The 25,857-nt window shown below is 66.9% G+C and carries 25 protein-coding genes, 2 tRNA genes and 1 pseudogene; 14 read left to right on the top strand and 14 right to left on the bottom strand.

Annotated elements, in window-relative coordinates; genetic code table 11:
• Nucleotides 1-120: 120 nt before the first annotated feature.
• Nucleotides 121-197: transfer RNA gene (locus tag B161_RS0114360), tRNA-Met, on the top strand.
• A 111-nt stretch (nt 198-308) separates the two neighbouring features.
• Here B161_RS0114360 and B161_RS0114355 read toward each other — a convergent pair.
• From B161_RS0114355 to rpmE, 5 genes and pseudogenes are all read right to left on the bottom strand, one after another.
• Nucleotides 309-1,100: an enoyl-ACP reductase FabI gene (locus B161_RS0114355; protein ID WP_018634138.1), complete on the bottom strand. Its 792-nt coding sequence runs from the start codon at nt 1,098-1,100 to the stop codon at nt 309-311.
• A 153-nt stretch (nt 1,101-1,253) separates the two neighbouring features.
• Nucleotides 1,254-2,471 carry a beta-ketoacyl-ACP synthase I gene (gene fabB, locus B161_RS0114350; RefSeq protein WP_018634137.1) on the bottom strand — a complete coding sequence of 406 codons (1,218 nt, stop codon included), beginning with the start codon at nt 2,469-2,471 and terminating at the stop codon, nt 1,254-1,256.
• Nucleotides 2,472-2,709: 238 nt separating this feature from the next.
• Nucleotides 2,710-3,225, bottom strand: coding sequence for a 3-hydroxyacyl-[acyl-carrier-protein] dehydratase FabA (fabA, locus tag B161_RS0114345; protein WP_018634136.1), 516 nt, complete (start codon nt 3,223-3,225; stop codon nt 2,710-2,712).
• Nucleotides 3,226-3,624: 399 nt separating this feature from the next.
• Nucleotides 3,625-4,428, bottom strand: a pseudogene (locus tag B161_RS18220) (division plane positioning ATPase MipZ); the annotation flags it as partial.
• Between the two features lie 65 nt (nt 4,429-4,493).
• The gene (gene rpmE, locus B161_RS0114335) at nt 4,494-4,712 is read right to left on the bottom strand and encodes a 50S ribosomal protein L31 (protein ID WP_018634134.1); all 219 of its coding nucleotides are present in this window, start codon (nt 4,710-4,712) and stop codon (nt 4,494-4,496) included.
• 415 nt (nt 4,713-5,127) lie between these two features.
• On the opposite strand from rpmE, the gene carB reads away from it, so the two are divergent.
• Nucleotides 5,128-8,499 (top strand): carbamoyl-phosphate synthase large subunit, encoded by a 3,372-nt coding sequence (carB, locus tag B161_RS0114330; protein WP_018634133.1) that lies wholly within the window; start codon nt 5,128-5,130, stop codon nt 8,497-8,499.
• Nucleotides 8,500-8,968: 469 nt separating this feature from the next.
• Here the strand turns inward: carB and B161_RS19655 are convergent, their stop codons facing one another.
• The 5 genes from B161_RS19655 to B161_RS0114290 all read right to left on the bottom strand — a co-directional run bounded on the left by B161_RS19655 (nt 8,969) and on the right by B161_RS0114290 (nt 13,343).
• Nucleotides 8,969-9,118, bottom strand: a complete 150-nt coding sequence (locus B161_RS19655; RefSeq protein WP_018634130.1) for a hypothetical protein — start codon at nt 9,116-9,118, stop codon at nt 8,969-8,971.
• A gap of 565 nt (nt 9,119-9,683) precedes the next feature.
• Complete coding sequence (locus tag B161_RS0114305) at nt 9,684-10,910, bottom strand: Na+/H+ antiporter NhaA (protein WP_018634128.1); 1,227 nt, start codon at nt 10,908-10,910, stop codon at nt 9,684-9,686.
• Between the two features lie 61 nt (nt 10,911-10,971).
• Nucleotides 10,972-11,763, bottom strand: coding sequence for an exodeoxyribonuclease III (locus B161_RS0114300; RefSeq protein WP_018634127.1), 792 nt, complete (start codon nt 11,761-11,763; stop codon nt 10,972-10,974).
• 282 nt (nt 11,764-12,045) lie between these two features.
• Entirely contained in the window at nt 12,046-12,687 is a 642-nt protein-coding gene (locus B161_RS0114295; RefSeq protein ID WP_018634126.1) for a cytochrome b, read from the bottom strand.
• A 74-nt stretch (nt 12,688-12,761) separates the two neighbouring features.
• Entirely contained in the window at nt 12,762-13,343 is a 582-nt protein-coding gene (locus B161_RS0114290) for a YceI family protein (RefSeq protein ID WP_018634125.1), read from the bottom strand.
• Nucleotides 13,344-13,663: 320 nt separating this feature from the next.
• Here B161_RS0114290 and gloB point away from each other — a divergent pair, with 320 nt between their 5' ends.
• Nucleotides 13,664-14,434, top strand: coding sequence for a hydroxyacylglutathione hydrolase (gloB, locus tag B161_RS0114285; RefSeq protein ID WP_018634124.1), 771 nt, complete (start codon nt 13,664-13,666; stop codon nt 14,432-14,434).
• A 4-nt stretch (nt 14,435-14,438) separates the two neighbouring features.
• On the opposite strand, the gene B161_RS0114280 is transcribed toward gloB, so the two are convergent.
• Nucleotides 14,439-14,885: a hypothetical protein gene (locus B161_RS0114280; protein ID WP_018634123.1), complete on the bottom strand. Its 447-nt coding sequence runs from the start codon at nt 14,883-14,885 to the stop codon at nt 14,439-14,441.
• A gap of 68 nt (nt 14,886-14,953) precedes the next feature.
• Nucleotides 14,954-15,631, bottom strand: coding sequence for a CPBP family intramembrane glutamic endopeptidase (locus B161_RS0114275; RefSeq protein WP_018634122.1), 678 nt, complete (start codon nt 15,629-15,631; stop codon nt 14,954-14,956).
• A gap of 147 nt (nt 15,632-15,778) precedes the next feature.
• Between B161_RS0114275 and B161_RS0114270 the strand changes: the two genes are divergently transcribed.
• Nucleotides 15,779-15,863 (top strand) — tRNA-Leu (locus tag B161_RS0114270).
• Between the two features lie 39 nt (nt 15,864-15,902).
• Here the strand turns inward: B161_RS0114270 and B161_RS0114265 are convergent.
• Complete coding sequence (locus B161_RS0114265; RefSeq protein ID WP_018634121.1) at nt 15,903-16,757, bottom strand: tetratricopeptide repeat protein; 855 nt, start codon at nt 16,755-16,757, stop codon at nt 15,903-15,905.
• Nucleotides 16,758-16,947: 190 nt separating this feature from the next.
• Between B161_RS0114265 and B161_RS0114260 the strand changes: the two genes are divergently transcribed.
• The 10 genes from B161_RS0114260 (at nt 16,948) to B161_RS0114215 (ending at nt 24,247) form a co-directional block, all read left to right on the top strand.
• Entirely contained in the window at nt 16,948-17,838 is an 891-nt protein-coding gene (locus B161_RS0114260; RefSeq protein ID WP_018634120.1) for a DMT family transporter, read from the top strand.
• Entirely contained in the window at nt 17,835-18,392 is a 558-nt protein-coding gene (locus B161_RS0114255; protein ID WP_018634119.1) for a GNAT family N-acetyltransferase, read from the top strand. Before B161_RS0114260 ends, B161_RS0114255 begins: the two co-directional genes overlap by 4 nt.
• A 147-nt stretch (nt 18,393-18,539) precedes the next feature.
• Complete coding sequence (gene ffh / locus B161_RS0114250) at nt 18,540-20,018, top strand: signal recognition particle protein (RefSeq protein ID WP_018634118.1); 1,479 nt, start codon at nt 18,540-18,542, stop codon at nt 20,016-20,018.
• A gap of 23 nt (nt 20,019-20,041) precedes the next feature.
• Nucleotides 20,042-20,413, top strand: coding sequence for a 30S ribosomal protein S16 (rpsP, locus tag B161_RS0114245; RefSeq protein ID WP_018634117.1), 372 nt, complete (start codon nt 20,042-20,044; stop codon nt 20,411-20,413).
• 22 nt (nt 20,414-20,435) lie between these two features.
• Nucleotides 20,436-21,131 carry a GNAT family N-acetyltransferase gene (locus B161_RS0114240; protein WP_018634116.1) on the top strand — a complete coding sequence of 232 codons (696 nt, stop codon included), beginning with the start codon at nt 20,436-20,438 and terminating at the stop codon, nt 21,129-21,131.
• On the top strand, nt 21,128-21,697 hold the full coding sequence (gene rimM / locus B161_RS0114235) for a ribosome maturation factor RimM (RefSeq protein ID WP_018634115.1): 570 nt from the start codon (nt 21,128-21,130) through the stop codon (nt 21,695-21,697). Before B161_RS0114240 ends, rimM begins: the two co-directional genes overlap by 4 nt.
• Nucleotides 21,694-22,572, top strand: a complete 879-nt coding sequence (gene trmD / locus B161_RS0114230) for a tRNA (guanosine(37)-N1)-methyltransferase TrmD (protein ID WP_018634114.1) — start codon at nt 21,694-21,696, stop codon at nt 22,570-22,572. The genes rimM and trmD overlap by 4 nt, the downstream gene beginning before the upstream one ends.
• On the top strand, nt 22,569-22,961 hold the full coding sequence (gene rplS / locus B161_RS0114225; protein WP_018634113.1) for a 50S ribosomal protein L19: 393 nt from the start codon (nt 22,569-22,571) through the stop codon (nt 22,959-22,961). The genes trmD and rplS overlap by 4 nt, the downstream gene beginning before the upstream one ends.
• Nucleotides 22,962-23,096: 135 nt before the next feature.
• Nucleotides 23,097-23,663: a rhodanese-like domain-containing protein gene (locus B161_RS18215; RefSeq protein ID WP_018634112.1), complete on the top strand. Its 567-nt coding sequence runs from the start codon at nt 23,097-23,099 to the stop codon at nt 23,661-23,663.
• Between the two features lie 167 nt (nt 23,664-23,830).
• Nucleotides 23,831-24,247, top strand: a complete 417-nt coding sequence (locus tag B161_RS0114215) for a c-type cytochrome (protein WP_018634111.1) — start codon at nt 23,831-23,833, stop codon at nt 24,245-24,247.
• A gap of 78 nt (nt 24,248-24,325) precedes the next feature.
• Here the strand turns inward: B161_RS0114215 and B161_RS20220 are convergent, their stop codons facing one another.
• A complete protein-coding gene (locus B161_RS20220; protein WP_026310452.1) occupies nt 24,326-25,855 on the bottom strand; it encodes an energy transducer TonB family protein in 1,530 nt (509 codons plus the stop codon).
• Between the last annotated feature and the right edge of the window lie 2 nt (nt 25,856-25,857).

Genomic DNA, 25,857 nt, shown 5'->3' with positions numbered 1-25,857 from the left:
CGTGGGAAAGTCGGTCGCCGCCAGTCCTGATGGACGCAGAGAAAACGCTCTCTCATCACGATCTCGACGCAAGCCGCGCCAAGGCGAAAAGCCAAGGCGCGCTTTTGCGTTCCGAATTGCCGCGGGGTGGAGCAGCCCGGTAGCTCGTCAGGCTCATAACCTGAAGGCCGCAGGTTCAAATCCTGCCCCCGCAACCAAATTCAAAACCCCCGCTGGTGAAAACCAGCGGGGGTTTTTGCTTGGGGCCGGGCTCAAGGGACGGGGGAGGAGCAAGCCGCCCCTCCCGGAGGAAAGGGCGGCGCAAGGCCTCACTCCGGAAGGTTCTCCTCGATCGGCATCCCCATCGCGTGATAGCCGCTGTCCACGTGGATCACCTCGCCCGTCACGCCCCCGCTCAGATCCGAGAAGGCGAAGAGGGCCGCCCCGGCCACCTCCTCCAGAGAGGCGTTCCGGCGCAAAGGCGCATTCTCCGCGTTGAACTTGAACACCTTCCGCGCAGAGCCCACCGCAGAGCCCGCCANAGTCCGCATCGGACCCGGCGAAAGCGCGTTCACCCGCACCCCCTGAGGACCAAGATCCGCAGCCAGATAGCGCACGCTCGCCTCAAGCGCAGCCTTCGCCACGCCCATCACGTTGTAGTTCGGGAGAACCCGCTCCGAGCCCAGATAGCTCAGCGTCAGCAAAGAACCGCCCCCGCTCATCAAAGGCAAAGCCCGACGCGCCAAATCCACAAAGGAAAAACAGGAGACGTCCAGAGAATGCAGAAAATTCGTCCGGCTCGTCTCAACGTAACGACCCTTCAACTCGTTCTTGTCCGAATGCGCGATCGCGTGAAGCAGAAAATCCAGCTGCCCCCAGCGCGTCTGAAGCTCGGCGAAAAGCGCGTCCAAGGAAGCAGGATCCGAGACGTCGGCAGGCAGAACCAGCGAAGAGCCCACGCTCTGAGCCAAGGGCTTCACGCGCTTCCCGAAAGCCTCCCCCTGATAGGTGAAGGCCAATTCCGCTCCCTCCGCCGCCAGACGCCGCGAGATCCCCCAAGCGATCGAATGATCATTGGCCACGCCCATGATCAATCCCCGCTTGCCCTGCATGAGCGCCATGGCCCTCTCCTTAAAACATACGTCGTTTCTCAGGAGAGCCTATAGCCGATCTTTTGGGGATCAATCCACCCGTCCGAATGCGAGCGCCTTCCGCGCCCGCATCCGCAGGTTCTTCCGAGGAGGGGAGGGCGGAGCCTCGCCTTGGCGCTCGTCTCAGTCCGCCCGACCGAAGATCAGGGTGGCGTTGGTGCCGCCGAAGCCGAAGCTGTTGGACATGGCCGCGTCGATGTCGGCGTTATCCTCGCGGGCGAGGAGGATCGGGTCGTTGGCGAAGACCGGATCGAGATTCCGGATGTTCGCCGAGGCCGCGAGGAAATTCTCCTGCATCATGAGCAGGCAATAAATCGCCTCCTGCACGCCGGTCGCGCCGAGCGAATGGCCGGTGAGCGATTTGGTCGAGGAGACGGGCGGCGCCTCTTTGCCGAAGACCTCGCGGACGGCCTCCATCTCCTTGACGTCTCCGATGGGCGTCGAGGTGCCATGGGAGTTCAGATAGCCCACCTTGCGTCCGCCGATGGTCGCCAGAGCCTGACGCATGCAGCGCACGGCGCCTTCGCCCGAGGGCTGGACCATGTCATGTCCGTCGGAATTGGCGCCATAGCCGATGAGCTCGCCGTAGATCTTCGCGCCGCGCGCCTTGGCGCGCTCATATTCCTCCAGCACCACCACGCCCGCGCCGCCCGCGATGACGAAGCCGTCGCGGTCGACGTCATAGGCGCGCGAGGCGAGGGCGGGGGTCTCGTTGAAGTTCGAGGACATGGCGCCCATGGCGTCGAAGAGGCAGGAGAGGGTCCAATCCAGCTCCTCGCCGCCGCCGGCGAAGACGATGTCCTGCTTGCCCCACTGGATTTGTTCGGCGCCCGCGCCGATGCAATGGGCCGAGGTCGAGCAGGCCGAGCTGATCGAGTAATTCAGGCCCTTGATCTTGAAGGGCGTCGCCAGAGTGGCCGAATTGGTCGAGGACATGCAGCGCGGCACCATGAAGGGGCCCATGCGCTTGGGGCCTTTCTCGACGGTGATCTGATGGGCCTCGAAGAGATTTTTCGTCGAGGGGCCGCCGGAGCCCATGATCAGGCCGGTGCGCTCATGGCTGACCTCGTCGGGGGCGAGCCCCGCGTCTTCGATGGCCTGCAGCATGGCGACGGCGTTCCAGGCCGCGCCCTCGCCCATGAAGCGGCGCATGCGCTTGTCGACCAGGGCCTCGACGTCCACGTTCGGCGCGCCCTGCACCTGAGAGCGGAAGTTAAGCCGCGTATGGTCCGGCGCGGCGACGATCCCCGACCGCCCTTCGCGGAGGGATTGGGTCACCTCTTTGGCGTCCGCGCCGATGGAGGAGACGATTCCGAGGCCCGTGACGACGACGCGGCGCATGGCGCATACTCCTGATGCTCTCAAGCGCCGCCCGATCCGGCCGGACCGTTCAAGCGCTTTCATCCTTATATGGGGTCGCGCGAGGGCTCCGAAAACCGATGTCCGGATTCGGATCGCGCGTTTGGCCTCGGGCCTGTGGAGCGCAGCATATCGCTCCGAACCTCCGGGCCAAAGCCCGATGCTTCGGGAGCGGCGAAGCGGCGCGGCCGCGCCTCCCGCGGGAGGCGCGGAGGCGGCGTCAGCCCTCGGCCGCGCCGAAGAGGCCGACGCGCATGTCGTTCACGGCGTAGACCTGTTCTCCGTCGGCGAACATGGCTCCGTCGGCCACGCCCAGCACGAGCTTGCGGTTGATGACGCGCTTCACGTCCACTTCATAGCGGACCAGCTTGGTCGAGGGCGTCACCATTCCGGTGAATTTCACCTCGCCCGCGCCGAGGGCGCGGCCTTTGCCCTTCAGCCCGAGCCAGCCGAGATGAAAGCCCGTGAGCTGCCAGAGCGCGTCCAGCCCGAGGCAGCCCGGCATGACCGGATCCCCGATGAAATGGCATTGGAAAAACCAGAGATCGGGCTTCACGTCGAGTTCGGCGACGACCTTGCCTTTGCCGTGCGCGCCGCCCGTCTCGGAGATCTCGACGATGCGGTCGAACATGAGCATGGGCGGGGCGGGCAACTGCGGGTTGCCGGGTCCGAACATCTCTCCGCGCCCGCAGGCGAGAAGATCGTCGTAGGAAAGGCTCGAAGGGCGGGCGGTCATGCGCGATCCTGAAGAAAAGGAATTCGCGAAGCCCTAGCATCCCCAAGGGCGCCTTTACAAGACGAAGGCGGCTCAAAATTCCAGTAAAGACGCGCGAGGCGAAAGGAAACGCCGCCCTGAAGGCGGCGGATCTCAATTCGGCAGGGGCGCGGCCTTGGGCTCGGAGGATTCGGCCTCCGGGGGCGTCGGCGGCGGGCCCGGAGGCTCCGGGGCGGGCTTCGCCGGCGCGGAGACGGCGGCGCTCTCAGGCGGCGCTTCGACGGGGCGGGGTTCGACCGGAGGCGAAGGCGGCGGCAGCGGCGCGGCGGGCATGGGCGGCCGGTAGGATTTGGCGCCCTGAATCTTGGCGGGGGGGCCGATGGGGCGCGGCGGCTCCAGCCCGGCGCGGCCGTAGCCCGAACCGGGGATGTTCAGATGCGCCAGCAGCTCGCGCACTTCCTGACGGGCCGCCACATGCGACATGTCGACGGCGGGTCCGGCGTTGGGCTCGCGCAGATCCAGCAGCGTGAGGCCGGAGAGGAAAAGCTCGCGGAAGATCGTCCGCTCGGAAAGCCCCGGCGCGATGCGGAAGCCGATGCGGCTGGACAGTTGCTCCAGCATGGCCCCGACGCGGCGTTTGTTATTGGCGTCGTCGAGCGGCATGCGGTTGCGCACCACCACCCAGTCGATGGGGCCAAGCCCCGCCTGAGCCCGCAGCTTGCGGCTCTCCCAGACCATTTCGGCGTAAACCGAGGGGCCGGAGATCTGATAGCTGTAGGGATCGATGCGGGCGAGCAGGTCGAAATCGACGAAGCTGTCGTTCATCGGGGTGATGAGCGTGTCCGCGGCGCTATGGCCCAGCCGCGAGAGATTCGAATGCGCGCCGGGGCAATCGATGATGATGACGTCGCATTGCTCGGCGAGGCGCTCCAGCGCCTCGTCGAAGACCGCGGCCTCTTCGCGCCAAGCCTTGGCGCGGTCGGGGTCGAGGCTCGGGCGGATTTCGGCCAGAAGCGGCGTCAGCAGGTTCACGCCCTTGCGCGAAGACCAGTTCCGCCGATTCTCAAGATAGCGGTAAAGGCTGCGCTGACGCACGTCGAGGTCTATGGCCCCGACGCGCCGCCCCTTGCGGGCCAGCGCCACGAACACATGCATCGCGGTGGTGGATTTGCCCGATCCGCCTTTTTCATTGCCGAAAACGATGACATGCGCGCGCTGACGCATAGCGACCCCTTACGTTTGCGTCGCCCCGCCGCCGATCGGCGGGACGGCCGTACGCGGCGCGGGGATCAGAAGCCGAAGCCTTTGAATTTTTCCTTAAAGCGCGACACGCGTCCGCCGGTGTCGAGCAGGCGCTGATTGCCGCCGGTCCAGGCCGGATGGGTCAGCGGATCGATGTCGAGCTGCATGCCCTCGGGGCGGCTCATGGTCGAGCGGATCTGGATGGTCTCGCCGTTGGTCATCTTCACGTCGATGACGTTATAGGCGGGGTGGATGTTCTTCTTCATGACGGCGCTCCGGAGCGGGCGTAAACCAGCCGCCGCCCAAAGGGGGCGCGGCGTTATCCTCAAAGGCGGGCTTATAGGCGCTTCGGGCTTCGCGCGCAAGCGGGCGGGCCGGGAATCCGTCTTTAAGCGGACGAAAACCGGGCGCCCGGAGATCTCGGCCCGCCGGGGAGGAGGCCGCGGAGGAGGCCGCGTCAGGGCCTCCGGGGCTTTCGGGGGATTTCAGCTCCGTTTTCTCTTCTTCTGCGGGAATCGCCTCCGCGCGCCGGGCCGGCCTCGCCGCTGATCGCCGCGGCTTCGGGCGCCCTCGCCTTGCTATGAAGCGCAAAGAGATTATAACCGCGCGCGAACCGCCCCTTCCCGCGAATCGACGCCCCGTCGCCTCGGCGACGGCCGCGCCTTGACGGAAACGCCGCACATGCCCAAACGCGCCGATCTTCACACCATCCTCATCATCGGCGCGGGCCCGATCGTCATCGGACAGGCCTGCGAATTCGATTATTCCGGCGCTCAGGCGGTCAAAGCCCTCAAGGAGGAGGGTTATCGCGTGGTGCTGGTGAACTCGAACCCGGCCACGATCATGACCGATCCCGAGCTGGCCGACGCCACTTACATCGAGCCCATCACCCCTGAGATCCTCGAAAAGATCATCGCCAAGGAGCGTCCCGACGCCATTCTGCCCACCATGGGCGGACAAACGGGCCTCAACACGGCCATGGCCCTCGTCGAAAACGGCGTGCTGGAGAAATACGGCGTCAAGCTGATCGGCGCCAACGCCCGCGCCATCGAAATGGCCGAAGACCGCAAGCTCTTCCGCGAGGCCATGGACCGCATCGGGCTGGAGAATCCCAAGGCCGAGATCGTCGCCGCGCCGCGCATCAAGGACAGCGCCGGGCGCACCCTCGGCTTCGATTACGCCGAGGGTCTGGCCGAGGCTCTGCGCGCGCTGGACAAGGTGGGTCTGCCCGCGATCATCCGCCCCGCCTACACCTTGGGCGGCACGGGCGGCGGCGTGGCCTACAACCGTCAGGATTATGAGCGCATTTGCCGCACCGGGCTGGAGGCTTCCCCGGTGGGCCAGATCCTCGTCGACGAATCCCTTCTCGGCTGGAAGGAATACGAGATGGAGGTCGTCCGCGATAAGATGGACAACGCCATCATCGTCTGCTCCATCGAGAACATCGACCCGATGGGCGTCCACACCGGCGACTCCATCACCGTGGCCCCCGCGCTGACGCTGACCGATAAGGAATATCAGCGCATGCGCGACGCCAGCATCGCGGTGCTGCGCGAGATCGGCGTCGAGACCGGCGGCTCCAACGTGCAATTCGCGCTGAATCCCGCCGACGGGCGCATGATCGTCATCGAGATGAATCCGCGCGTCTCGCGCTCCTCGGCTCTGGCGAGCAAGGCGACGGGCTTCCCCATCGCCAAGATCGCCGCCAAGCTGGCCGTGGGCTACACGCTGGACGAGCTGGACAACGACATCACCAAGGCCACCCCCGCCAGCTTCGAGCCGACCATCGATTATGTGGTCGTCAAGATCCCGCGCTTCGCCTTTGAGAAATTCCCCGGCTCCTCGCCGGAGCTGACCACCGCCATGAAGTCGGTGGGCGAGGCCATGGCCATCGGCCGCAGCTTCGCCGAGGCGCTGCAAAAGGCCATGCGCTCGCTGGAGACCGGGCTCTCCGGCCTCGACGAGATCGTGGTCCCCGGCCTCGCCGAGGCCGGAGATTCGCCCGACGGCCGCGCGGCGGCTCTGCGGGGCGCCTTGTCGCGCGCGACGCCGGATCGTCTGCGCATGGCGGCTCAGGCCATCCGCGAGGGCATGAGCGACGTCGAGATCAACGCCGTCACGAAATTCGATCCGTGGTTCCTCGCCCGCATGCGCGAGATCGTCGAGGCGGAGCGCGGCGTGGCCGCCCATGGCGTCCCGCGCGAGAAGAACGCGCTGCGGCGGCTCAAGGCCATGGGCTTCTCGGACGCGCGTCTGGCGCAGCTGGCGGGCTCCAAGGAAAGCATGGTGCGCAATCTGCGCCGCTCGCTCGGAGTTCTGCCGGTCTTCAAGCGCATCGACACCTGCGCCGCCGAATTCGAGGCTCAGACGCCCTATATGTATTCGACCTATGAGGCCGACCATATGGGCGAGGCCGAATGCGAGGCGCGTCCGAGCGACCGCAAGAAGGTGGTGATCCTCGGCGGCGGCCCGAACCGCATCGGCCAAGGCATCGAATTCGATTATTGCTGCTGCCACGCCTGTTATGCGCTCGGCGAGGAGAAGGCGAAGGATAAGGACCGGGAGAGCTTCCCGCTGCCCTCCAAGCCGATCGTCTATGAAACGGTGATGATCAACTGCAATCCGGAAACCGTCTCGACCGATTACGACACCTCGGACCGCCTCTATTTCGAGCCCCTCACCGTCGAGGACGTGCTGGAGGTGCTGCGCGTCGAGCAGGCCAATGGGACGCTGCATGGCGTGATCGTGCAATTCGGCGGACAGACTCCGCTGAAGCTGGCGCAGGCTCTGGAGAGCGCCGGGATTCCGATCCTCGGCACTTCGCCCGACGCCATCGACCTCGCCGAGGACCGCGAGCGCTTCCAGAAGCTCATCGAGCGGCTGGGGCTTTTGCAGCCCAAGAACGGCGTGGCCCGCTCCCGCGAGGAGGCCCGGAACGTGGCCGCGACGGTGGGCTATCCGCTGGTGGTGCGGCCTTCCTACGTGCTGGGCGGCCGGGCCATGGAGATCGTGCGCGATCCGGCTCAGCTTGAGCGCTACATCACCGAGGCCGTGGTGGTTTCAGGCGACAGCCCGGTGCTGCTCGATTCCTATCTCTCGCAGGCGACCGAGGTCGACGTGGACGCGCTCTGCGACGGCGAAGAGGTCTTCGTGGCGGGCGTCATGGAGCATATCGAGGAGGCGGGCGTGCATTCGGGCGATTCGGCCTGCGTGCTGCCGCCCTATTCGCTCTCGCCGGAGACCATCGCCGAGATCAAGCGTCAGACCGAGGCGCTCGCAAGGGCGCTGCATGTGGTCGGGCTGATGAACGTGCAGTTCGCGGTGAAGGACGGTCGGATCTATATCCTCGAAGTCAATCCGCGCGCCTCGCGCACGGTGCCCTTCGTGGCCAAGACCATCGGCGCGCCCATCGCCAAGATCGCGGCGCGGCTCATGGCGGGCGAGCCGCTCGCGGGCTTCGAACTCAAAGACGAGCCGCTGAATCATGTGGCGGTGAAGGAGGCGGTCTTCCCCTTCGCGCGCTTCGCGGGCGTCGACACCATCCTCGGGCCGGAGATGCGTTCGACCGGCGAGGTCATGGGCCTCGACCGGCAATTCGCGCGGGCCTTCCTGAAAAGCCAGATCGGCGCGGGCGTGGATCTGCCGCGCGCGGGCGCGGCCTTCATCTCGGTGAAGGAGGGCGACCGCGAGGACGCGCTGGAGGCCGCGCGCATCCTCGACCATCTCGGCTTTTCGATCCTCGCCACCGAAGGCACCGCCGCCTTCCTCAAGGCGGGCGGCGTGAAGGTCGAGCGGGTGAACAAGGTCTATGAGGGACGCCCCAACATCGTGGACCGCATGAAGGACAAGCAGGTCCAGCTCGTCATCAACACCACCGAGGGCGCTCAGGCGATCAAGGATTCCTACGACATCCGCGCGACGGCTCTGGCGCTGAAGATCCCCTATTTCACCACCGGAGAGGGCGGCAAATCGGCGGCCCTCGCCATTGAGAATCTGCGCAAGGGCGGCCTCGACGTGGCGCCGCTCCAGAGCTACGCCCGCAAGATGGGCTGAGGACGAAGCGGGGAGGCGGAGCCCGACTCCGCCTTCCTTCGTCCGCCCGATTCCGCAGGAGCGTGAAATTGCAGGCCCGAACGCAGCATGTTCCCGGGGCCGAAGCCGGGCTCCCAGAACTCCCGCGCGCAGAAATTCCGCAAATCGCCCTCGACGGGGCGAAAGTGATGGCGGCACAGCGCTTGCGCGGAGAAAGGGACCATGGCCGCGCAAAGGCAGAGCGCGAGAAGAGGCGGAGATGTCATTCGTCTATCTCGTTATGTCTTTTGGGTGTTATCCTTATGGCGTAAAGAAAAATCGTCATTCGACGGAGGAATGTCAATGCGCCCTTCGCGATATGGGCGCATTTTCCGCATCTATGAATTGTGGGTCGATCATCGCGCGAGCGATCTGAAGCGCATTCGCCCGACGGGACGTTGAGCGGAAGCCCTGAGGCTTCCGCCGATCTTCGGATTCGCGAGCGAAGGCTCTAGGCGTAAGGGGGCGTCCAGGCCAGAGCGCACTCGAGATGCTCCGCCCCGTTGGGCAGAGTCACGCGCTGGCAAGAGGCGGCTAGGGCCGGGGCGGCGGCGAGCGAAACGGCGATGGCCGTCGCGAACGCCAAGACGATGGCGCGCATGGGTCATCCTCCTCAATCGAGGTTTTTTTCCTGTGTTTGAATCGAGCGGATCCGGCGACGGACCGCGCCGCTTCAGGGCGCGAAATCCGAAATCGGGCGTCGATGCGGCCTTGCGTCCGGGCGGAGTCGCGCCAAGGCGGCGGGCTCGTCCCAGAGGGGAGAGAATCGGCGAATCCGGACCGGAGCGACGCGCGCAGCGTCAAAGGCGCGGATTCAAAGGGTTGCGCGAAGAACGGCGTGAAAAACGCGCGCCGTTCGGAGGCGTTGTGAAATCAGGGGCGGCGGAGCGCGCTCGCGCGCCGCGACTCAGGGTTCCAGAGAGCGAGCTTTTGAGAGAAGGCGCGCAGACGCAGGGCGCGGATCAAAAGCGATGCGGTCATGGGAGCCTCCTTTCTGAATTCTGGTCTGAATTCTGGTCTGAACTCTGGACGACGAAAAGAATTCCCCAAAAATGAGTTGAGGAGCCGCGCGCCGCAACCGGAAATTCTTCGAGACGGCGAAATCGACTCGAATCTGTGGCCTGACGGTCGCAATCCGGCGGAGGGCCGCAGCCGGGCGATCGGCGTCAGACGCGCTTCCTGACCTTGAAGATCCGCCCCGCCGCCAGCGCGAGGAGCGCCGCCGCGAAGGAGAGCAAAGCGCCCATCTTGGCGGAATCCTGATGCTCATGCCCGGAGGGGAAGGCGACTCCGGCCACGAAGAGCGCCACCGTGAAGCCGACCGCCGCCACGCAGCCCAGCACGACGAGATCGCTCAGGCGCATGCCCTCGGGCAGGCCCAAGCCCAGAGGCCGCGCCGCGATCCAGCCCATCAGCGCGATCCCCAGAGGCTTGCCGATCAGCAGGCCCGCCAGCACCAGCCAAGTCGCCGCGCCCATGGCCGAAAGCTGGACTCCGGCGTTGGCGAGCCCGAAGAAGAAGAGGATCACGTCCACGAAGGGCTTCAGCGCATGCTCCATGCGGTTGAGCAGATCCTGACCGCCCTTGACGCGGCCGAACTCCGTATCGGCGTGAGGAATGGCCGGGATCATCGGCAAAAGCCCCAGCGCCGGATGAATCCCCGCCTGCTGAAAGCCCCACCAGCAGAGCGCCCCGAAGACCACATAGGGCCAGAAGCTCAGGCGGTCGCGCGCCCATGTGGCGCGCGGCTTGGCCGGATCCGCCCCGTCGAGCAGCCGCGGAAGCCTGTTGAACAGGAACCACGCCGCCCCCGCCATGGCGAAGGAGAAGATCAGCCAAAGCGGCTGAAGCTCGCCGGTGGGGTAGAAGATCGCGAGGATGATCAGACCGACCGCGTCGTCGGCGATGGCGAGCAGCAGCAGAAAGGCCACCGCCGGATGCCGCGCGCCGAAGACCAGCCGTCCGACCAGATAGGAGAAGGCGATGTCCGTCGCGGTGGGGATCGCCCAGCCGCGCCCGAGTTCGGTCATCTGGCCGATCAGCATGGCGCCGAGCAGATAGACGCAGATCGGTCCGATCACGCCGCCCGCCGTGGCGATGAGCGGCGTCAGAGCCTTGCGTCCGCGCAGCGAGCCGCCTTTGAGCGCCACCGCCTCCCAGACCTCCTTGCCCGCCATGGCGAAGAACAGGGCCATCAGCACGTCGTTGATCAGATAATGGAGCGTCAGAGTCCGCCGGCCCTCATGGAGCTGGCCGACGATGGAGTCGTCGGCCAGCACGCTCTCGATGAAATGATGGTAGTTGAGCGGGGAGAGATTGGCCCAGATCAATCCGATCAGCGCGCCGCCCAGCAGCAGCAGGGAATATTCGCGGATGAAGGCGACGAAGCGCATGAGGGGGCTCTCCCGGAAGTTTCGCGGATCACCCTAGAAGCCTCGATTCGGAGGAGCAATCTTAAACCTCGATTTCGACCAGCACCGGCACATGGTCCGAAGGGCGCTCCCAGCCGCGGGCCGGGCGATGGATCTCCACGGATTTCAACGCGCTCTCCAGATCCGGCGTCAGCCAGAGATGATCGAGGCGGCGGCCTTTGTCGGCGGCGGCCCAGTCCGGGGCGCGATAGGACCACCAAGAATACAGCTTCTCATGGGCGGGGGTGAAGCGGCGGGGCGCGTCGATCCAGCCGCCCGCCGCCTGAATCGCGTCGAGGGTTTGGGTCTCAAGCGGGGTGTGGCTCACCACGTCGAGGAGCGCCTTATGCGACCAGACGTCATGTTCCTGAGGCGCGATGTTGAAATCGCCCATGGCCATGCCGGAGGCCGCGCCCTTCGCCGACCATTCGCCGAGATCCTCCAGAAAGCGGAGCTTATGGGCGAATTTCGGATTGGCCTGCGGGTCGGCGAGGTCTCCCCCGGCGGGGATGTAGAAATTATGGAGCCTCAGGCCCTGCGCCATGGTGGCGGCGATGTGGCGGGCGTCTCCGGCGCGGCCGAAATCCTGCGATTCGACGTCATGCAGCGGATGTTTCGAGAGAATCGCCACGCCGTTATAGCCCGGCTGCCCCTTCACCGCCTGATGCGCGTAGCCGAGCGCCGCGAAGGGCTCGCCGGGGAAAAGCTCGGTCTTGCATTTGATCTCCTGAAGACAAAGCGCGTCGGGCGCGGCCTCCTGAAGATAGCGGAGAATCTGATCCTGACGGAGCCGCGCCGAATTAATATTCCATGTGGCGACGCGCAACCGGGTCATGACGTTTTCTCCCTTCGTGGATTCGCGAAGGGTCTAGCCTGAAAAGGGCGTCGCGCCCAAGGCCGAAAGCCCGGGCGCGGGGAGGGAGGATCAATCCTTCTGCGGAACGGGGCCGTCCGCCCCGCGCCGATCCGTCAGGATCGCGCGAANNTCAAAAGCTTTCGGCGGACCTTACTCAGACGCGGCTCAATCCTTCTGCGGGACCGGGCCGCCCGCCCCGCGCCGATCCGTCAGGATCGCGCGAAACTCAAAAGCTTTCGGCGGACCTTACTCAGACGCGGATCAATCCTTCTGCGGGACCGGGCCGCCGAAAGGCAGCATCCGGCGCAGGACTCCGTCGCGGTTGACGAAGTGATGCTTCAGCGCGGCGAGGGCGTGTCCGGCGACCACCAGCACGAGGCCCCAAGCGATGGCGCCGTGAACCTCTTTCCAGAGATTCCACGAAGCGTTCATGAGGCGGCTTCCGGTCAGCTCCGCGCCGATCAGCCCGAGGCTCTGGGCGAGTTGGGCGGCCGCTTGCGGCGTGGTGAGGTGGGGCAGCGTCAGCCAGTCGAAGATCTTCACGGGAGTCGTCAGGGGCGAGGCCGAAACCGACCACCAGCCCGAAAGCGGCATGAGGATCATCAGGAGGTAAAGCGCCAGATGGCCGAGATGGGCGAAGCCCTTCTCCCAGACCGGCATGCGCAGCGGCAGCTTGGGCGCCGCGCCTCCGGCGAAGCGCCAGAAGATCCGCGCCAGCGCGAGGCCGAGCACGATCAGCCCGAGGGATTTATGCAGATTGGTCGGCGCGATCTTGTCGAAGCCCTTCAGCACGTCCGCGATGTAGAGCCCGAAGAAAAACAGGCCGATGATCAGCAGCGCGAGGGTCCAGTGAAAGAATTTGGCCAAAGCGCCCCAGCGCTCGGGCGTGTTGCGGATGGGCATGGCTCTCGCTCCGGCGATGGCTGAGGGGGGCGCGAAAAAGGCGCGAAGGGAAAAGCCCTCCGCGCCCGAATTTCTTACGAACCGGGGGTCAGCTCAAGGCTGACGCGGACGGGGATCTCGGCGCCGATGGCCGGGGCGTAGGTGCTCATGCCGTATTTCGTGCGGTCGATCACGCCGGTGGCCTCGACGCCGAGGGTCTCGGTCTGGGAGGCCGGATTCGGGCCGAGCTGAAGGATGCGGGCCTCGAAGACCTCCTCATGGGTCTGGCCCAGCAGGGTGACGTCGCCGGTGATCTTCGCGGTCTCGTCGCCGGTCATCTCGATGGACTTCGAGACGAACGAGATCTTCGGGAATTTCTCGACGTTGAAGAAGTCGGCGGTGCGCAGATGCTCGTCGCGGGCCGCGAAGAAGGTCTCCACCGAGGCGGCGTCGATCTCGAAGCTGACTTTGGCTTCGGTCGGGGCCTCGGGATCATACTCGACCTGCGCGTCCAGCGTGCGGAAGACGCCCAGCGTGTCGGAGAAGCCGAAATGATTCACCGTGAAGCTCACGAGGCTATGGCTCTTGTCGAGCGTCCAGGGGGCCGCGGAGGCGCCGGAGACGGAGAGCGCGGCGAAAAGCGCGGCGGCCGGGAGAGCGTTCAGAAGACGACGCATATGGCTGGGTCCTTCCTTAAGGGATGCGGGACGGGCGAGTGCGAAACGGAATCTGCGAATTCTGCGCCGCGAAGGGGGAAACCCCGCCTCTCCTCTGGGGAGCGGGCTTTTTCGCAGCGCGAAAGGAAATAGGCTGCGGCGGGCGGGAAAACCAGAGGTCCGCGCGAGACTCTGCGTTCATCCTCAGGGGACAATCCCCAAGATTCTTCACCTCCGCGTGAGGCCGGAGCCCTTCGGCGCGCGCGCGGGGGCTTTTATCTTTCGCCTTCTCCGCGCCGAGGCCTTATTTCGGGAAACCTCCGAAGAAAGGACGCCCCGCCATGGCCCTCGCAAGCTCCGCCGCGACGCTCCGGACCATTCCCTGTCTGAAGGATAATTACGCCTATCTGCTGCGCGATCCGGCCTCCGGAGAGACGCTGCTGATCGACGCGCCCGAAGAAGGGCCGATCCGCGAGGCGGTCGAGGATCTCGGCGGACGGCTCGACAAGCTGATTCTGACCCATCACCATCATGACCATCAGGCCGCCGCCGAGCCTTTGCGCGCGGCTTACGGCTGTCAGGTCTTCGGCCCCGCCGCCGAGGCCGACAAGCTGCCGCCGCTGGACCGGGCTCTGGAGCCGGACGCCGAGATCCCCTTCGCGGGCGGTTTCCTCTGGACCATCGCCACGGGCGGCCACACGCTCGGGCATCTGGCCTATCACTGGCCGAAGGGCGGGGCGGTCTTCACCGGAGACGCCTTATTCTCGGCGGGCTGCGGCCGGCTCTTCGAGGGCGACGCCGCCATGGCCTTCGCGGGGCTCCAGAGGCTGAAGGCTCTGCCGCCGGAGACGCGGATCTGCTTCGGCCATGAATACACCGCGACCAATCTCGCCTTCGCCGCCACGGCGGAGCCGGAGAACGAAGCCGCCCGCGCCTATCTGGCCGAGGTGAAGGCCTCCGGGCGCTCGACGCCCAGCACCTTGGCGCGGGAGCTGGCGGTGAATCCCTTCCTGCGCGCCGATCGGCCGGAGATCGCGGCGGCGCTCGGCCTCAGCGGCGCGCCGGAGGTCGAGGTCTTCGCCGAACTCCGCCGCCGCCGGGATAAGTTCTGAGAGGTCAGCGCCCGCCGAGCCCGATTTCGCGGCGCGCGGTCTTCTGGCCGACGTAGCGGTCGAGGAGCATGTCGCAGATGCCCGCCAGAACCACGGTCAGAAAGGCCGTGGTCTGGAATTGCGGCACGGCGGCGAAGAGCACCGTCGCCGCCAGCGTGAAGAACAGCGACATCCAGTCGTTGCCGGACCGGTCCTCGACGCCGCGCGTGGCGCGCATGGTCTCCACGCCCACCGAGACGAAGCCCGCGATGACGAAGAAGGTCAGCCAGCTGAAGGCGAAGCTTCCGTCGTTGAGCAGGGGGATCGGAAAGATCTCCGTCTGAAAGAACTGGTCGAGCGTCTGGCCGAGGTTCGCGGGCTGGCCGAATAAATGGCCTGCGCCGAAGAGCGCCGCCACATAGATCAAGCCCGCCCAGACATAGGCCGGAACGCCCCGTAAAACCGCATCCATGCCGATCTCCTTCGTTTTGAAGCCCTGAGAAGCTCCGAATCTCCCGGAGCGTCAAGCGCGCGGAAGACTCAGCCGCCCACCGCGCCGTGATAGAAGAACCGGCCCAGCCCCAGCGTGAAGACCAGACCGCCCCCGATCCAATGCAGCACGAAGACCAGCGGAAAGGACCAAGCCCGCAAATAGGCCCAACCGAAGATCAGCCCCGCCGCGAAGGTGATCGCCACCGGAACCCAGCTTTGAAAGAGGATATGGGCGAAGGCGAAGACCGCCGCGTTGATGAGGATCCGCGCGGCGTCGTTGGGCAGCAGGGCGCCGTAGCGGCGGAAAAACAGCGTCCGATACAGAATCTCCTGACCCAGCACCGAAAACCACGGATAAAGCAGCAGGATCGCGATCCAGAGCAGCGGATTATAGCGCGGCATGGAGAGGAACTGCCCCGGCGCCAGCCAAAGGACCATCAGCGACAGAAAGGCCGCCGCGATCAGCGTGAAGCCGAGAATCAGCCGTCCCTGTCCCTTCAACCCGCTGAGGTCGGTCAGCTCGCGCCAGCGGAAGCCCGGCGTGATCGCCAAAAGCGCCAGCCCGATCAGCGAAGTGCCGATGATCGCGGCGAAGAGCGGAATCTGGGCGATCAAAGCCGCCAGAGCCGCAGGCGCCGCCACGTAAAGCGCCAGAAACTCCGCCCAGAGCCTGCCGCGCGAGGCGGGAAGCGGGGCGCCGTCGGCTTTCCAGAGAAGATCGGTCATGAAGCACGTCCTGCATGGGCGTCGGCGGGGGGCGTCGGGTCGGAGAGACGGAGCCCGCAGAAGCGGAATCCGCAGGCTTTCACAGCGCGCGCGGCCTTGCGCCTCGCCGCGCGGCGCCTATGATGCCGCATCGCGATCCTCGCAGGCGCCCGCCTGGCGGAATAGGTAGACGCAAGGGACTTAAAATCCCTCGACTTCGGTCATGCCGGTTCGAGTCCGGCGGCGGGCACCAACGCCGCGCTTTCGCCATGAAAGCGTCCGGCGGCGCGCTTCAGCGGCCGCCCAGCCCCACGACGGTCTCCGCCAGCCAGGCGTCTTGCGCGCCCAATTCATAGGCCCGCCGCAGATCCGGCGCCGCCTGAGCCTGCTGTCCGGCCTCCCAGGCGATCTTTCCGCGCCGCAAGAATCCGTCGGCGTAGCCCGGATCCGCCTGAACCGCCTGCCCGTAATCGGCGTAGGCGCCCTGACGGTCGCCCATCAGCAGACGCGCGTCGCCCCGGAAGGCGTAAGCCTGAGCGTCCGAGCCGTTCAGCGCCAGAGCGGCGTCGAAATCGCGGATGGCCTCCTGCGGCCGCCCCAGCAGCACGAAGGCCCGGCCGCGGTTGAAGAAGATGCGCGGATCCTGACGATTCGGCGCGATCCCCGCCGCCCGGTCCAGAGCCTGAGCCGCGCCCGCGCCGTCTCCGGCCAGCACCAGCGCCGCGCCGAGCGCGACCAGAGGCTCGGGGTCGTTCTGCGGCGCGAGGGAGGCCGCGCGCTGGAGATCAGAAGCGGCTTCGCCGTAGCGGCCCATGCGGATCAGGGCGTTGCCGCGATTCAGCCAAGCCTCCATGAGGTCGGGCGAGGCCTGAATGGCGAAGCTGGCGTCGCGGACGGCGAGCGAATCCTGTCCGCGTTCGGCGAAGGCCCAGGCGCGGTTGACGTAGGCCTGAGCCTCGCCGCGCGGCGAGAGCCGCCCGCTTTTGATCGCCAAGGTGCAGGTCGTGATCACCTGAAGCGGCGTCTTGGCCACGCCGCAGGCGTCGGCGTAGGTCTCGACCTGCGCGAAGGCGGGCGCCGTCGGGGCGGAGAAGACCAAAAGCGCTCCGGCCAGAAGGGCGGGACGAAGGCGAGTCGGATGCAGCATGAAAGGACTCCCGGAGTTCGGCGCGGCCTGCGGCCCTGAATATTCGGTCTTGAATCTTCGACCCTGAATTCGGCCGCGAATCTTTAAAGCTTGAGGCCCCTTGTATCTGGGATTCGCCTGAGGCGAAATCGAGGCGCCGCGCCCAAGGCGCGAATCTCTTCTCGCGGATGTGGATGGAAGGAGCGGGTCGATGCCTCTCCCGCTTCAGGCGGCCCTGTGGATGACGCTTTCGGCGCTCTGCGCGTCGATCATGAATTTCGCCGTGCGCGAAATGAGTCTCGGCGGGCTTTCGGGCGCCTCGACCGCCTTTTTGCGCATGGCTTTCGGGAGTCTGGTCTTTCTGCCTCTGCTGCTGAAGCCGGGGCGGGAGCCTCTGCGTTTCGCGCATCCCTGGCGGCATGTCCTGCGCGGCCTTTTGGTCGGAGTCTCGACGGTCTGGGGCTTCGAGGCTCTGACGCGCATGCCTCTGGCCACCGCGACCGCTTTGTTCTTCCTCGCGCCGATCTTCGTGACCGCCTTCGCGGCGCTGCTCCGGCTGGAGAAGGTGGGGCTTTGGCGCTGGGGCGCTTCGGCGGCGGGATTCTTAGGCGCTTTGATCATTCTGCGTCCGGGAAGCGGAGAGGGGATTTCGCTCGGCGCCTTCTACGCCGTGGGGAGTTCGGCGCTCTTCGCGGCGGCGCTTTTGGTCGGAAGGCCCTTGTCCCGCGAGGACGGGGCTCTCAGCGTGATGATCTCCTCCAATCTGGTCGGCGCTTTGGCGGGACTGCCTTGGGCGCTGAACGATTGGGGGACGCCCGCGAGCCTCTGGCTCTGGATCGTGCTGGGGGCGGCGCTTTTGGCGGGCTCCATGCGCTCCTTCGCCGACATCAAGGCCTATGACCTCGGGGAGGCGGGATTCCTCGCGCCTTTCTCTTTTCTGCGGCTGATCTTCGTGGCGGTCGGGGCCTATTTCCTCTTCCACGAGACGCCCGACGCGCAGACTTGGCTCGGCGCGACGCTCATCGTGAGCGCCAGCGTGGCCACGGCTCTGCGCGAGGCCCGCAAGAAACGCCCCGTCTCCCGCACAGGACTTCCCTCATGAGCTTTCCCGCCCGCGCCCCGCGCATCGAGACCGAGCGCCTGATCCTCGACGCCCATCGCGCCGAGGATCTCGCCGACCACGCCGCCATCTGGGCCGATCCCGAAGCCATGCGCCATGTGCTGGGTTCGGTTTCGGATCTCCAGACGAGTTGGTTCCGCATTCTGCGCCATGCGGGGCTCTGGCAGGTTTTGGGCTACGGCTTCTGGGCGCTCCGGGAAAAGGCGACCGGGCGTTATGTCGGCGATATTGGGTTTCAGGACGCCAAAAGGCCCCTCGATCCGCCTTTGGAGTCCGCGCCGGAAGCCGGATGGGTGCTGGCGCCCTGGTCCCATGGGCGCGGCTACGCCACCGAGGCCATGACGGCGGCTCTGGCTTGGCTCGACGCCGAGACTCCGCATCGCCGGAGCTTCTGCCTCATCGCTCCGGCGAATCTCGCCTCGCTGCGGGTGGCCGAGCGGATCGGCTATCGCTCCGCAGGCGCGACGAAGCTGAACGGCGAGGTTTCGGCGGTCCTCTGGCGCGAGAAGCTTGACGATGAGCTTTCGCGCGCGTAGAAATCCGCCGTTTCCGGGAAGCATGGCGTTTCCCGGTCCTCGGGGCGTTCCGAGGATCGACGTCCGTCGGCGCGACGCGCTCACGGGCGCGTTCGGTCTTGGGGCGTTTCGGAAGATCCCGCCGCGAAACTCGGTCAGGAGCCTGCGATGTTCGAGAATCTATCCGAACGCCTCTCAGGCGTCTTCGACAAGCTCACCCGTCAGGGCGCGCTGACCGAAGCCGACGTCGACGCCGCCATGCGCGAGGTGCGCCTCGCTCTGCTCGACGCCGACGTGGCCTTGCCCGTCGCCCGCGACTTCATCGCACGCGCCCGCGAAAAGGCGGTGGGCCATACGGTTCTGAAATCCATCACCCCCGGCCAGCAGGTCGTGAAGATCGTCCATGACGAGCTGGTCGCGACGCTCGGCGGCGAAGGGGATAAGGCGGGCGAAATCGACATCGGGTCGCCGCCCGCGCCGATCCTCATGGTCGGTCTCCAAGGCTCGGGCAAGACCACCAGCACCGCCAAAATCGCCAAGCGCCTGACCGAGAAGGGCCGCAAGCGCGTCCTCATGGCCTCGCTCGACACGCGCCGCCCGGCGGCCATGGAGCAGCTCGCCATCCTCGGCGGACAGGTCGGCGTGGACGTGCTGCCGATCATCGCCGGACAAGATCCCGTCGCCATCGCCAAGCGCGCCATGACTCAGGCCCATCTTGGCGGCTATGACGTGGTGATGCTCGACACGGCGGGCCGCCTCCATATCGACGCCGAGCTCATGACCGAGGTTCAGGCGGTCAAGGCCGCCGTGAAGCCCCATGAGACGCTTCTCGTGGTGGACAGCCTCACCGGTCAGGACGCGGTGAACGTCGCGCGGGAGTTCGACGGCCAAGTCGGCGTTTCGGGCGTGGTGCTCACCCGCATGGACGGCGACGGACGCGGCGGCGCGGCGCTTTCGATGCGCGCCGTCACCGGCAAGCCGATCAAGCTGATCGGCGTCGGCGAGAAGATGGACGCCCTTGAGGAGTTCCACCCCGAGCGCGTCGCGGGCCGCATCCTCGGCATGGGCGACATCGTCGCCCTCGTCGAGAAGGCGCAGGAGACCATCGAGCAGCGCGAAGCCGAGCGTATGGCCAAGCGCATGGCCAAGGGCCTCTTCGACCTCAACGACCTGCACGCCCAGCTTGAGCAGATGCGCAAGCTCGGCGGCGTCAAGGGCATGATGGAGATGCTCCCCGGCATGGGCAAGATGGCCGGGAAGATCGACGAATCCAAAATGGACGACAAGGTCATCCGCCGTCAGATCGCCATGATCCAGTCGATGACCAAAAAGGAGCGCAAGAACCCCGATCTGCTTCAGGCCAGCCGCAAGAAGCGCGTGGCCGCGGGCGCGGGCGTCGAAGTCTCCGAGATCAACAAGCTTCTGAAGATGCACCGGCAGATGGCCGACATGATGAAGAAGATGGGAAAAATGGGCAAATCCGGCCTGATGCGCGGGGGACTCTCCTCGCTGCTCGGCAAGGCCGGGATGCCTCAGGGCGCCGATCCTTCGGCGCTCGGCGCTCCGCCTCCGGGTCTGCCGGGCGGAACGCTCTCCGGGCTGCGGCTGCCGCCCAACCTGACCGGCCTCGGCCGTCGCAAACCCTGATCCTGAAAGAGGAAGAGAAGACTATGGCTCTGAAGATCCGTCTGGCCCGCGCGGGCGCCAAGAAGCGCCCCCATTACCACATCGTCGTGGCCGACGCCCGTTCGCCCCGCGACGGCAGCTTCATCGCGCGCCTCGGCGCCTATACGCCGCAGCTCGCCAAGGACGCCGAGAACCGCGTGCGCCTAGACGTCGAGAAGGCCAAAGAGTGGATCGCCAAGGGCGCCCAGCCGACCGACCGCGTGACCCGCTTCCTTGAGAACGCCGGCGTCATCGCCAAGACCTCGCGCGCCAACGCCAAGAAGGGCGAGCCGGGCAAGAAGTCGGTCGAGCGCGCCAAGGCCCGCGCCGAGAAGACCGCCGCTCTTGAGGCGGCCAAGGAAGAAGCCGCTTCCTGATCTTGAACGAAGAGAGCGCTCCATGGCCGCCTCCGCGCCGCATGCCGAAGTCCCGAGCTTTCCCGGCGCCCAAACGCCGGGCGAGGCTCTGCGGATTCTCGGCGCGGGCGTGGTTCTGGAGCGCCTGAATCCGGCGGAGCACGGGGCGGATCTGACCGCCGCCGCTCTGGCGGATTCGCCGGAACGCTGGGATTGGATGGCGGTCGGGCCCTGGGCCGAGGCCGCGCCTTTCCGGGCTTGGCTTGAGGCCTGCGCCGTATCTCAAGCGGCGGCCTTCTACGCCATCCGTTCAGAAGGCGGCCCCGCCTCCGGCGTCATGAGCTATATGCGCTTCGACCCTCCGAACCGCGCGGGCGAAATCGGCTCCATCTGGCTCTCGAAGGCTCTGGCGGGCGGGACGCTCTCCACGGCGGCTTTCGCGGCCATGATGCGCCACGCCTTCGAGGATCTTGGCCTCCGCCGCCTCGAATGGAAATGCGATTCGCGCAATCTCCCCTCGCGCCGGGCCGCTCTGCGGCTGGGATTCGTCGAGGAGGGGCTCTTTCGCCAGCATATGATCGTCAAGGGCCGCAACCGGGATACGGCGTGGTTCTCCATGCTGGACGGCGAATGGCCCCGCGCCAAGGCCGCTTTCGACCTCTGGCTCGCGCCGGAGAATTTCGACGCCGAGGGGCGCCGCAAAAGGGGCCTCGCCGAAATGAGGGAGGCCCTGACGTGAGCGAAGCTTCCGATAAAGACAAAAAGGACGAGCGCGTCTGCGTCGGCGCCGTCGCCGGAGCCTTCGGCGTGCGCGGCGAAGCGCGGCTCAAGCCCTTCACCGAAGATCCGCGCGCCGTGGCCTCTTACGGCCCGGTCGAGACCGAAGACGGCGCCCGCAGCTTCACGCTGAAGATCTCGCGGCCCATCGGCGACGGTCTGGCGGTCTGGCTTTCGGGGGTGAAGACCCGCGAGGAGGCAGAGGCTCTGAAGGGAACGCGGCTCTACGTCTCCCGCGAGGCCCTGCCGGAGCCCGAGGAAGATGAATTTTATCATGCGGATCTCATCGGCCTGAAGGTCGAGGATCTGAAGGGCGAGCCCCTCGGGGTGGTGCGCTCGGTGCAGAATTACGGCGCCGGGGATTTCCTCGAAATCGTGACCCCCGGCCGCAAGGCTCCGGCGCTCATGCCCTTCACCCGCGAGACCGCGCCCAAGATCGACCTCAAGGGCGGGCGGTTGGTGGCGGATCCTCCCGAAGGCGTCTTCGGCGAGGAGGCTCCGCCTCAGAAAGATCCCGAAGCGCCATGACCGAGGAAGCGACGCCCTCGCGCGCCGCGGGCCGTCTGGCCGTGCGGGCGACCCCCCCCCGTTCCAAAGCTCGTCCTCAGCCGCTGGAGGAGCTGCGTCCGGCGTCGCTCTGGCGGGCGAAGATCCTGACTCTCTTTCCCGCCATGTGGCCGGGGCCTTTAAGCTACAGCCTGATCGGCAAGGCGCTGGAGCTGGGAATCTGGTCCTGCGAGGCGCTGGACATTCGGGCCTCCGCACGCGATAAGCACCGCAGCGTGGACGACGCCCCGGCGGGCGGCGGCCCCGGCATGGTGTTGCGCGCGGACGTTCTCGCCGCCGCCATCGACGCGGCCCGCGCCGATTCGCCGGATCTGCCCGTCATCGCGTTGACGCCCCGAGGCCGTCCGGTCTCTCAGGCGCGCGTGCGGAGTCTGGCGGAGCAAGGCGGCGCCTTGCTGATCTGCGGAAGATTCGAGGGAATCGACGAGCGCGTCCTTGAGGCGCGGAACGTCGAAGAAATTTGCGTCGGCGACGCCGTGCTGACCGGGGGCGACATCCCCGCCATGGCGCTCGTCGACGCGACGGTTCGGCTTTTGCCCGGGGTGCTCGGCAAGATCGAATCGACGGCGGAGGAAAGCTTCTCCGCCGGACTGCTGGAGCATCCGCAATATACGCGGCCTGTGGATTGGGAAGGGCGCTTGATTCCTGAGATTCTCCTCTCGGGGCATCACGCCAAAGTCGCCGAATGGCGGCGCGCTCAAGCCGAGGCCGCGACCCAAGAAAGACGTCCCGATCTCTGGCGGGCCTTTATGGACGCCGAGGGAGACCAGAGCAATCGGACAGGCGCCTCGCGGAAGAAAGCCGGGCGCGCCAAGAACCAAGGAGAGACCACATGAACGTCATCCAGCAGATCGAAGCCGAACAGCTCGCGAAGCTCAAGGCGGCCCGCCCCATTCCCGATTTCGCCCCCGGCGACACGCTCCGCGTGAACGTGAACATCCGCGAAGGCGACCGCAGCCGCGTTCAGGCCTATGAGGGCGTCTGCATCGCCCGCTCCGGCGGCGAGACGCTCAATGCGAACTTCACCGTGCGCAAGATCTCCTACGGCGAGGGCGTCGAGCGCGTCTTCCCGCTTTATGGCCCGGTGATCGCCTCCATCGAGGTGGTGCGTCGCGGCCGCGTGCGTCGCGCGAAGCTCTATTACCTGCGCGAGCGTCGCGGCAAGTCGGCCCGCATCGTCGAGAAGACCAATTACAAGCCCAAGGCTCCCGCCGCCGCCGAGTGATTCGGCCCGAGCGCGAAGATTTCGCCGCTTCCTCCGCAAGGAGGGGGCGGTTTTTTTATGTCGGCGAGGGGGGCCGAAAGGCTTCTTGGCCGCCGGATGTCGCGGGCGCAGGATGGCAGCGAAGGAGTTCCGGCCATGCGATTCGCCCCTTTCGCCCTGATGTTTGTGAGTCTCGCGGCCGCTCCGGCCCGCGCCGAGGAGCCGAAAAACCTCTATGGCGTGGATCCCGTCACCGGATTCCGCATGGAGAATTTCCGCGCGCCGACTCCCAACGCCTTGCCGGGCGGCGCCGTGGCGCATCTGGAGATGGCCGAAGCGGCTTCGGAAACCGGCGTCTATCAGCTCATCGACGTTTATTCCGAGGGCATGAAGCCCGTGCCCGACAGCGGCGAATGGGCGATCTTCAACAGCCGCCGCCATTTGCCCGGCTCGATCTGGCTGCCGGGGGTGGGCGCGGGCGCGCTGGATCCGGCGACCGAGGCCTATTTCCGCCGCGCTCTGGAGCGAATCACCGGGGGCGATCCCTCGCGCGGGCTGATGTTCTATTGCATGTCCGATTGCTGGCAGAGCTGGAACGCCGCGCGTCGGGCGATTCTCTGGGGCTATGAGAAGGTGGCCTGGTATCCGCTCGGGACGGACGGCTGGCTGGAGGCGGGCGGCGAATTGGTCGAGGGCGAGCCTCTGAACTTCTTCGATCCGTAAGTCCGGCCCGGATTCCGGCGCCCGCCGCCGCGCGGATGCGGCGAACCGTCTTCCGCCGAAGGTCTTAATTCGTTCATGAAGCCATTAATGGCATGATGCCGACAGGCGCCGCGACGCTCCGCAAGGGGCGCAGCGGCGTGAGAAACGGATTCAATGGGAGGAACGGGATGTTTCGAGGGATCGCGCTGGCGCTCTGCGCCGCGGCGAGCTTCGCGGCTCCGGCCGCCGCCGAGGGCGACGCCGCCGCCGGCCAGAAGGTCTTCAACCGCTGCAAGGCCTGTCACGAGGCGGAGAAGGAAAACAATAAGGCCGGACCGCATCTCGTCGGAATCATCGGGCGCCACGTCGCTTCCGTCGAGGGCTTCAAATATTCCGCCGCCATGACCAAGGCCGGCGCGGAGGACCTCTTCTGGACCGAGGAGAATTTCTCCAAATATATGGTCAAGCCCAAGGACTTCATTCCCGGCAACACCATGTCCTTCGCGGGTCTGCGCAAAGAGGCGGACATCGCGAATCTCATCGCCTATCTGAAAAGCCTCGCGCCGGAAGGCGAAGAGGAGAAGGAGCTTGAGGCGACCGAATAAGCGCGCCTTCTCCGCCGAAACGCGCAGACGCCGCCGAAGAGGATCTTCGGCGGCGTCTCGTCGTTCAGAGGAGGGGAGTCAGCGGAAATTGATGTGGAACGGCAATTCGAAGGTGTGGACCTCGCCTTGAGCCCCTGCGGGAACGGGGGGATAGCGGGGCGCCGCGCGGGCCGCGCGCACGGCCATCTGATCCAGCGCGCCGTTGCCCGAAGTCTGCGCGATTTCAGCGCCGGTCAGCTGGCCGTCGCGCCGGATGCTCAGAGTCAGGACGACGGTGCCTTGAAAACGCCGCGAGCGCGCCGTGCGGATGTCCGGCGAGCGGTTCAGCGCCTGCTCGATCACATTGCGCACCAGAGCGCCGTAGTTGTTCATATCCACCGTGCCGGTGCCTCCGGCCACGCCGCCCGCGACTCCTCCGGCCACGCCGCCCGCGCCGCCCCAGGCGACTCCTCCGCCTGAGGAGGGCGCGGAGGATCCGGCCGAGGCGCCGGCCGAGCCCATGGGCGAGCCTCCGCCCGGCGCTCCGCCCGAGGGGGGGAGCGGCGCCGCGGGGCGCGGAGCCGAAGGCGCAGCGTAGGCGCTCGCCGAGGCGGGCGCGGGATAAGGCGAGGGCGCCGCCATGGCCACGACCGCCGGAGCGGGAGAAGGCGGGGCGGCGGGCGCAGGCGCCGGAACATAAGGCGCAGGAGCCGCGACGTAAGGCGTCGGCGCGACATAGGCGGGCATGGGCGCAGGCGCGGGAATCGGCTCCTGCGTGCGGGCCGCCGCGACCAGCGTGAAGGGCTCCGCAGGCGCGACCACGGGCGCCGGAGGCTGATAGACCGGCGCTTGATAGACGGGGGGCGGAGTCCAGACCTGCTCCAGCGGAATCGGCGTCGCCTCCGGCGGCGCGGCGAGAATCACCGGCTCGGGCGTCGGGGCCTGATAGATCGGCGGCGGCTCGTAGACCGGCAGAGGAACGGGCGGCGGGGGCGGCGGATCATAGACCGGCGGCGGGGGCGGCGGCGGCTCCGGGGGAGGAGGCTCCGGCGGGGGCGGCGGATCATAGACCGGCGGAGGCGGCGGAGGCGGCTCCGGAGGAGGGGGCTCCGGCGGGGGCGGCGGCGCTTCGGCCACCTGCACGGGCTCCGGCGCAGGCGGCGGCATGGGCCGCGCAGGCGGAGGAGGCGCCGAAGCGGGCGCCATGCTGGGCGGCTCGGGCTCCGGCGCGGGCGCAGGAGGTTCGGGCTCCGGCTCCGGCGCGGGAGGCGGCTCCGGCGCGTCGTCGAACAGAGGCTCCTCATCCGCCAGATCGGCCATCTCCAGAGGCGCGGGCGGCTCCGGCGCGGGTTCGGGCGCCGGGGGGGGCGGCTCCTCCTCCGCGAGGTCGATCTCCGGCAGGTCGTCCGTCATCTCGGGCGCGGGCGGCGGCGCGATCTCCTGACGCAGCTGCTCGACCGTCTCGGGTTCGGGCGGCTTGGAGGTCAGCGCCTCGAACTCCTCGACGGTGATCGTCTCGATCTCAAGAGGGATCTCGGGGGGCGGCTCCTCTAAAGGAGTCGGGCCGGGCAGGGCCGAAAACAACAAGCCCAAGTGCAAGGCCCCTGAGAAAACAGCGCCCACCCGCATCA

This window comes from Neomegalonema perideroedes DSM 15528, from assembly GCF_000374145.1.
GTDB lineage: Bacteria > Pseudomonadota > Alphaproteobacteria > Rhodobacterales > Rhodobacteraceae > Neomegalonema > Neomegalonema perideroedes.
This window is presented reverse-complemented; position numbering and strand designations above follow the sequence as displayed.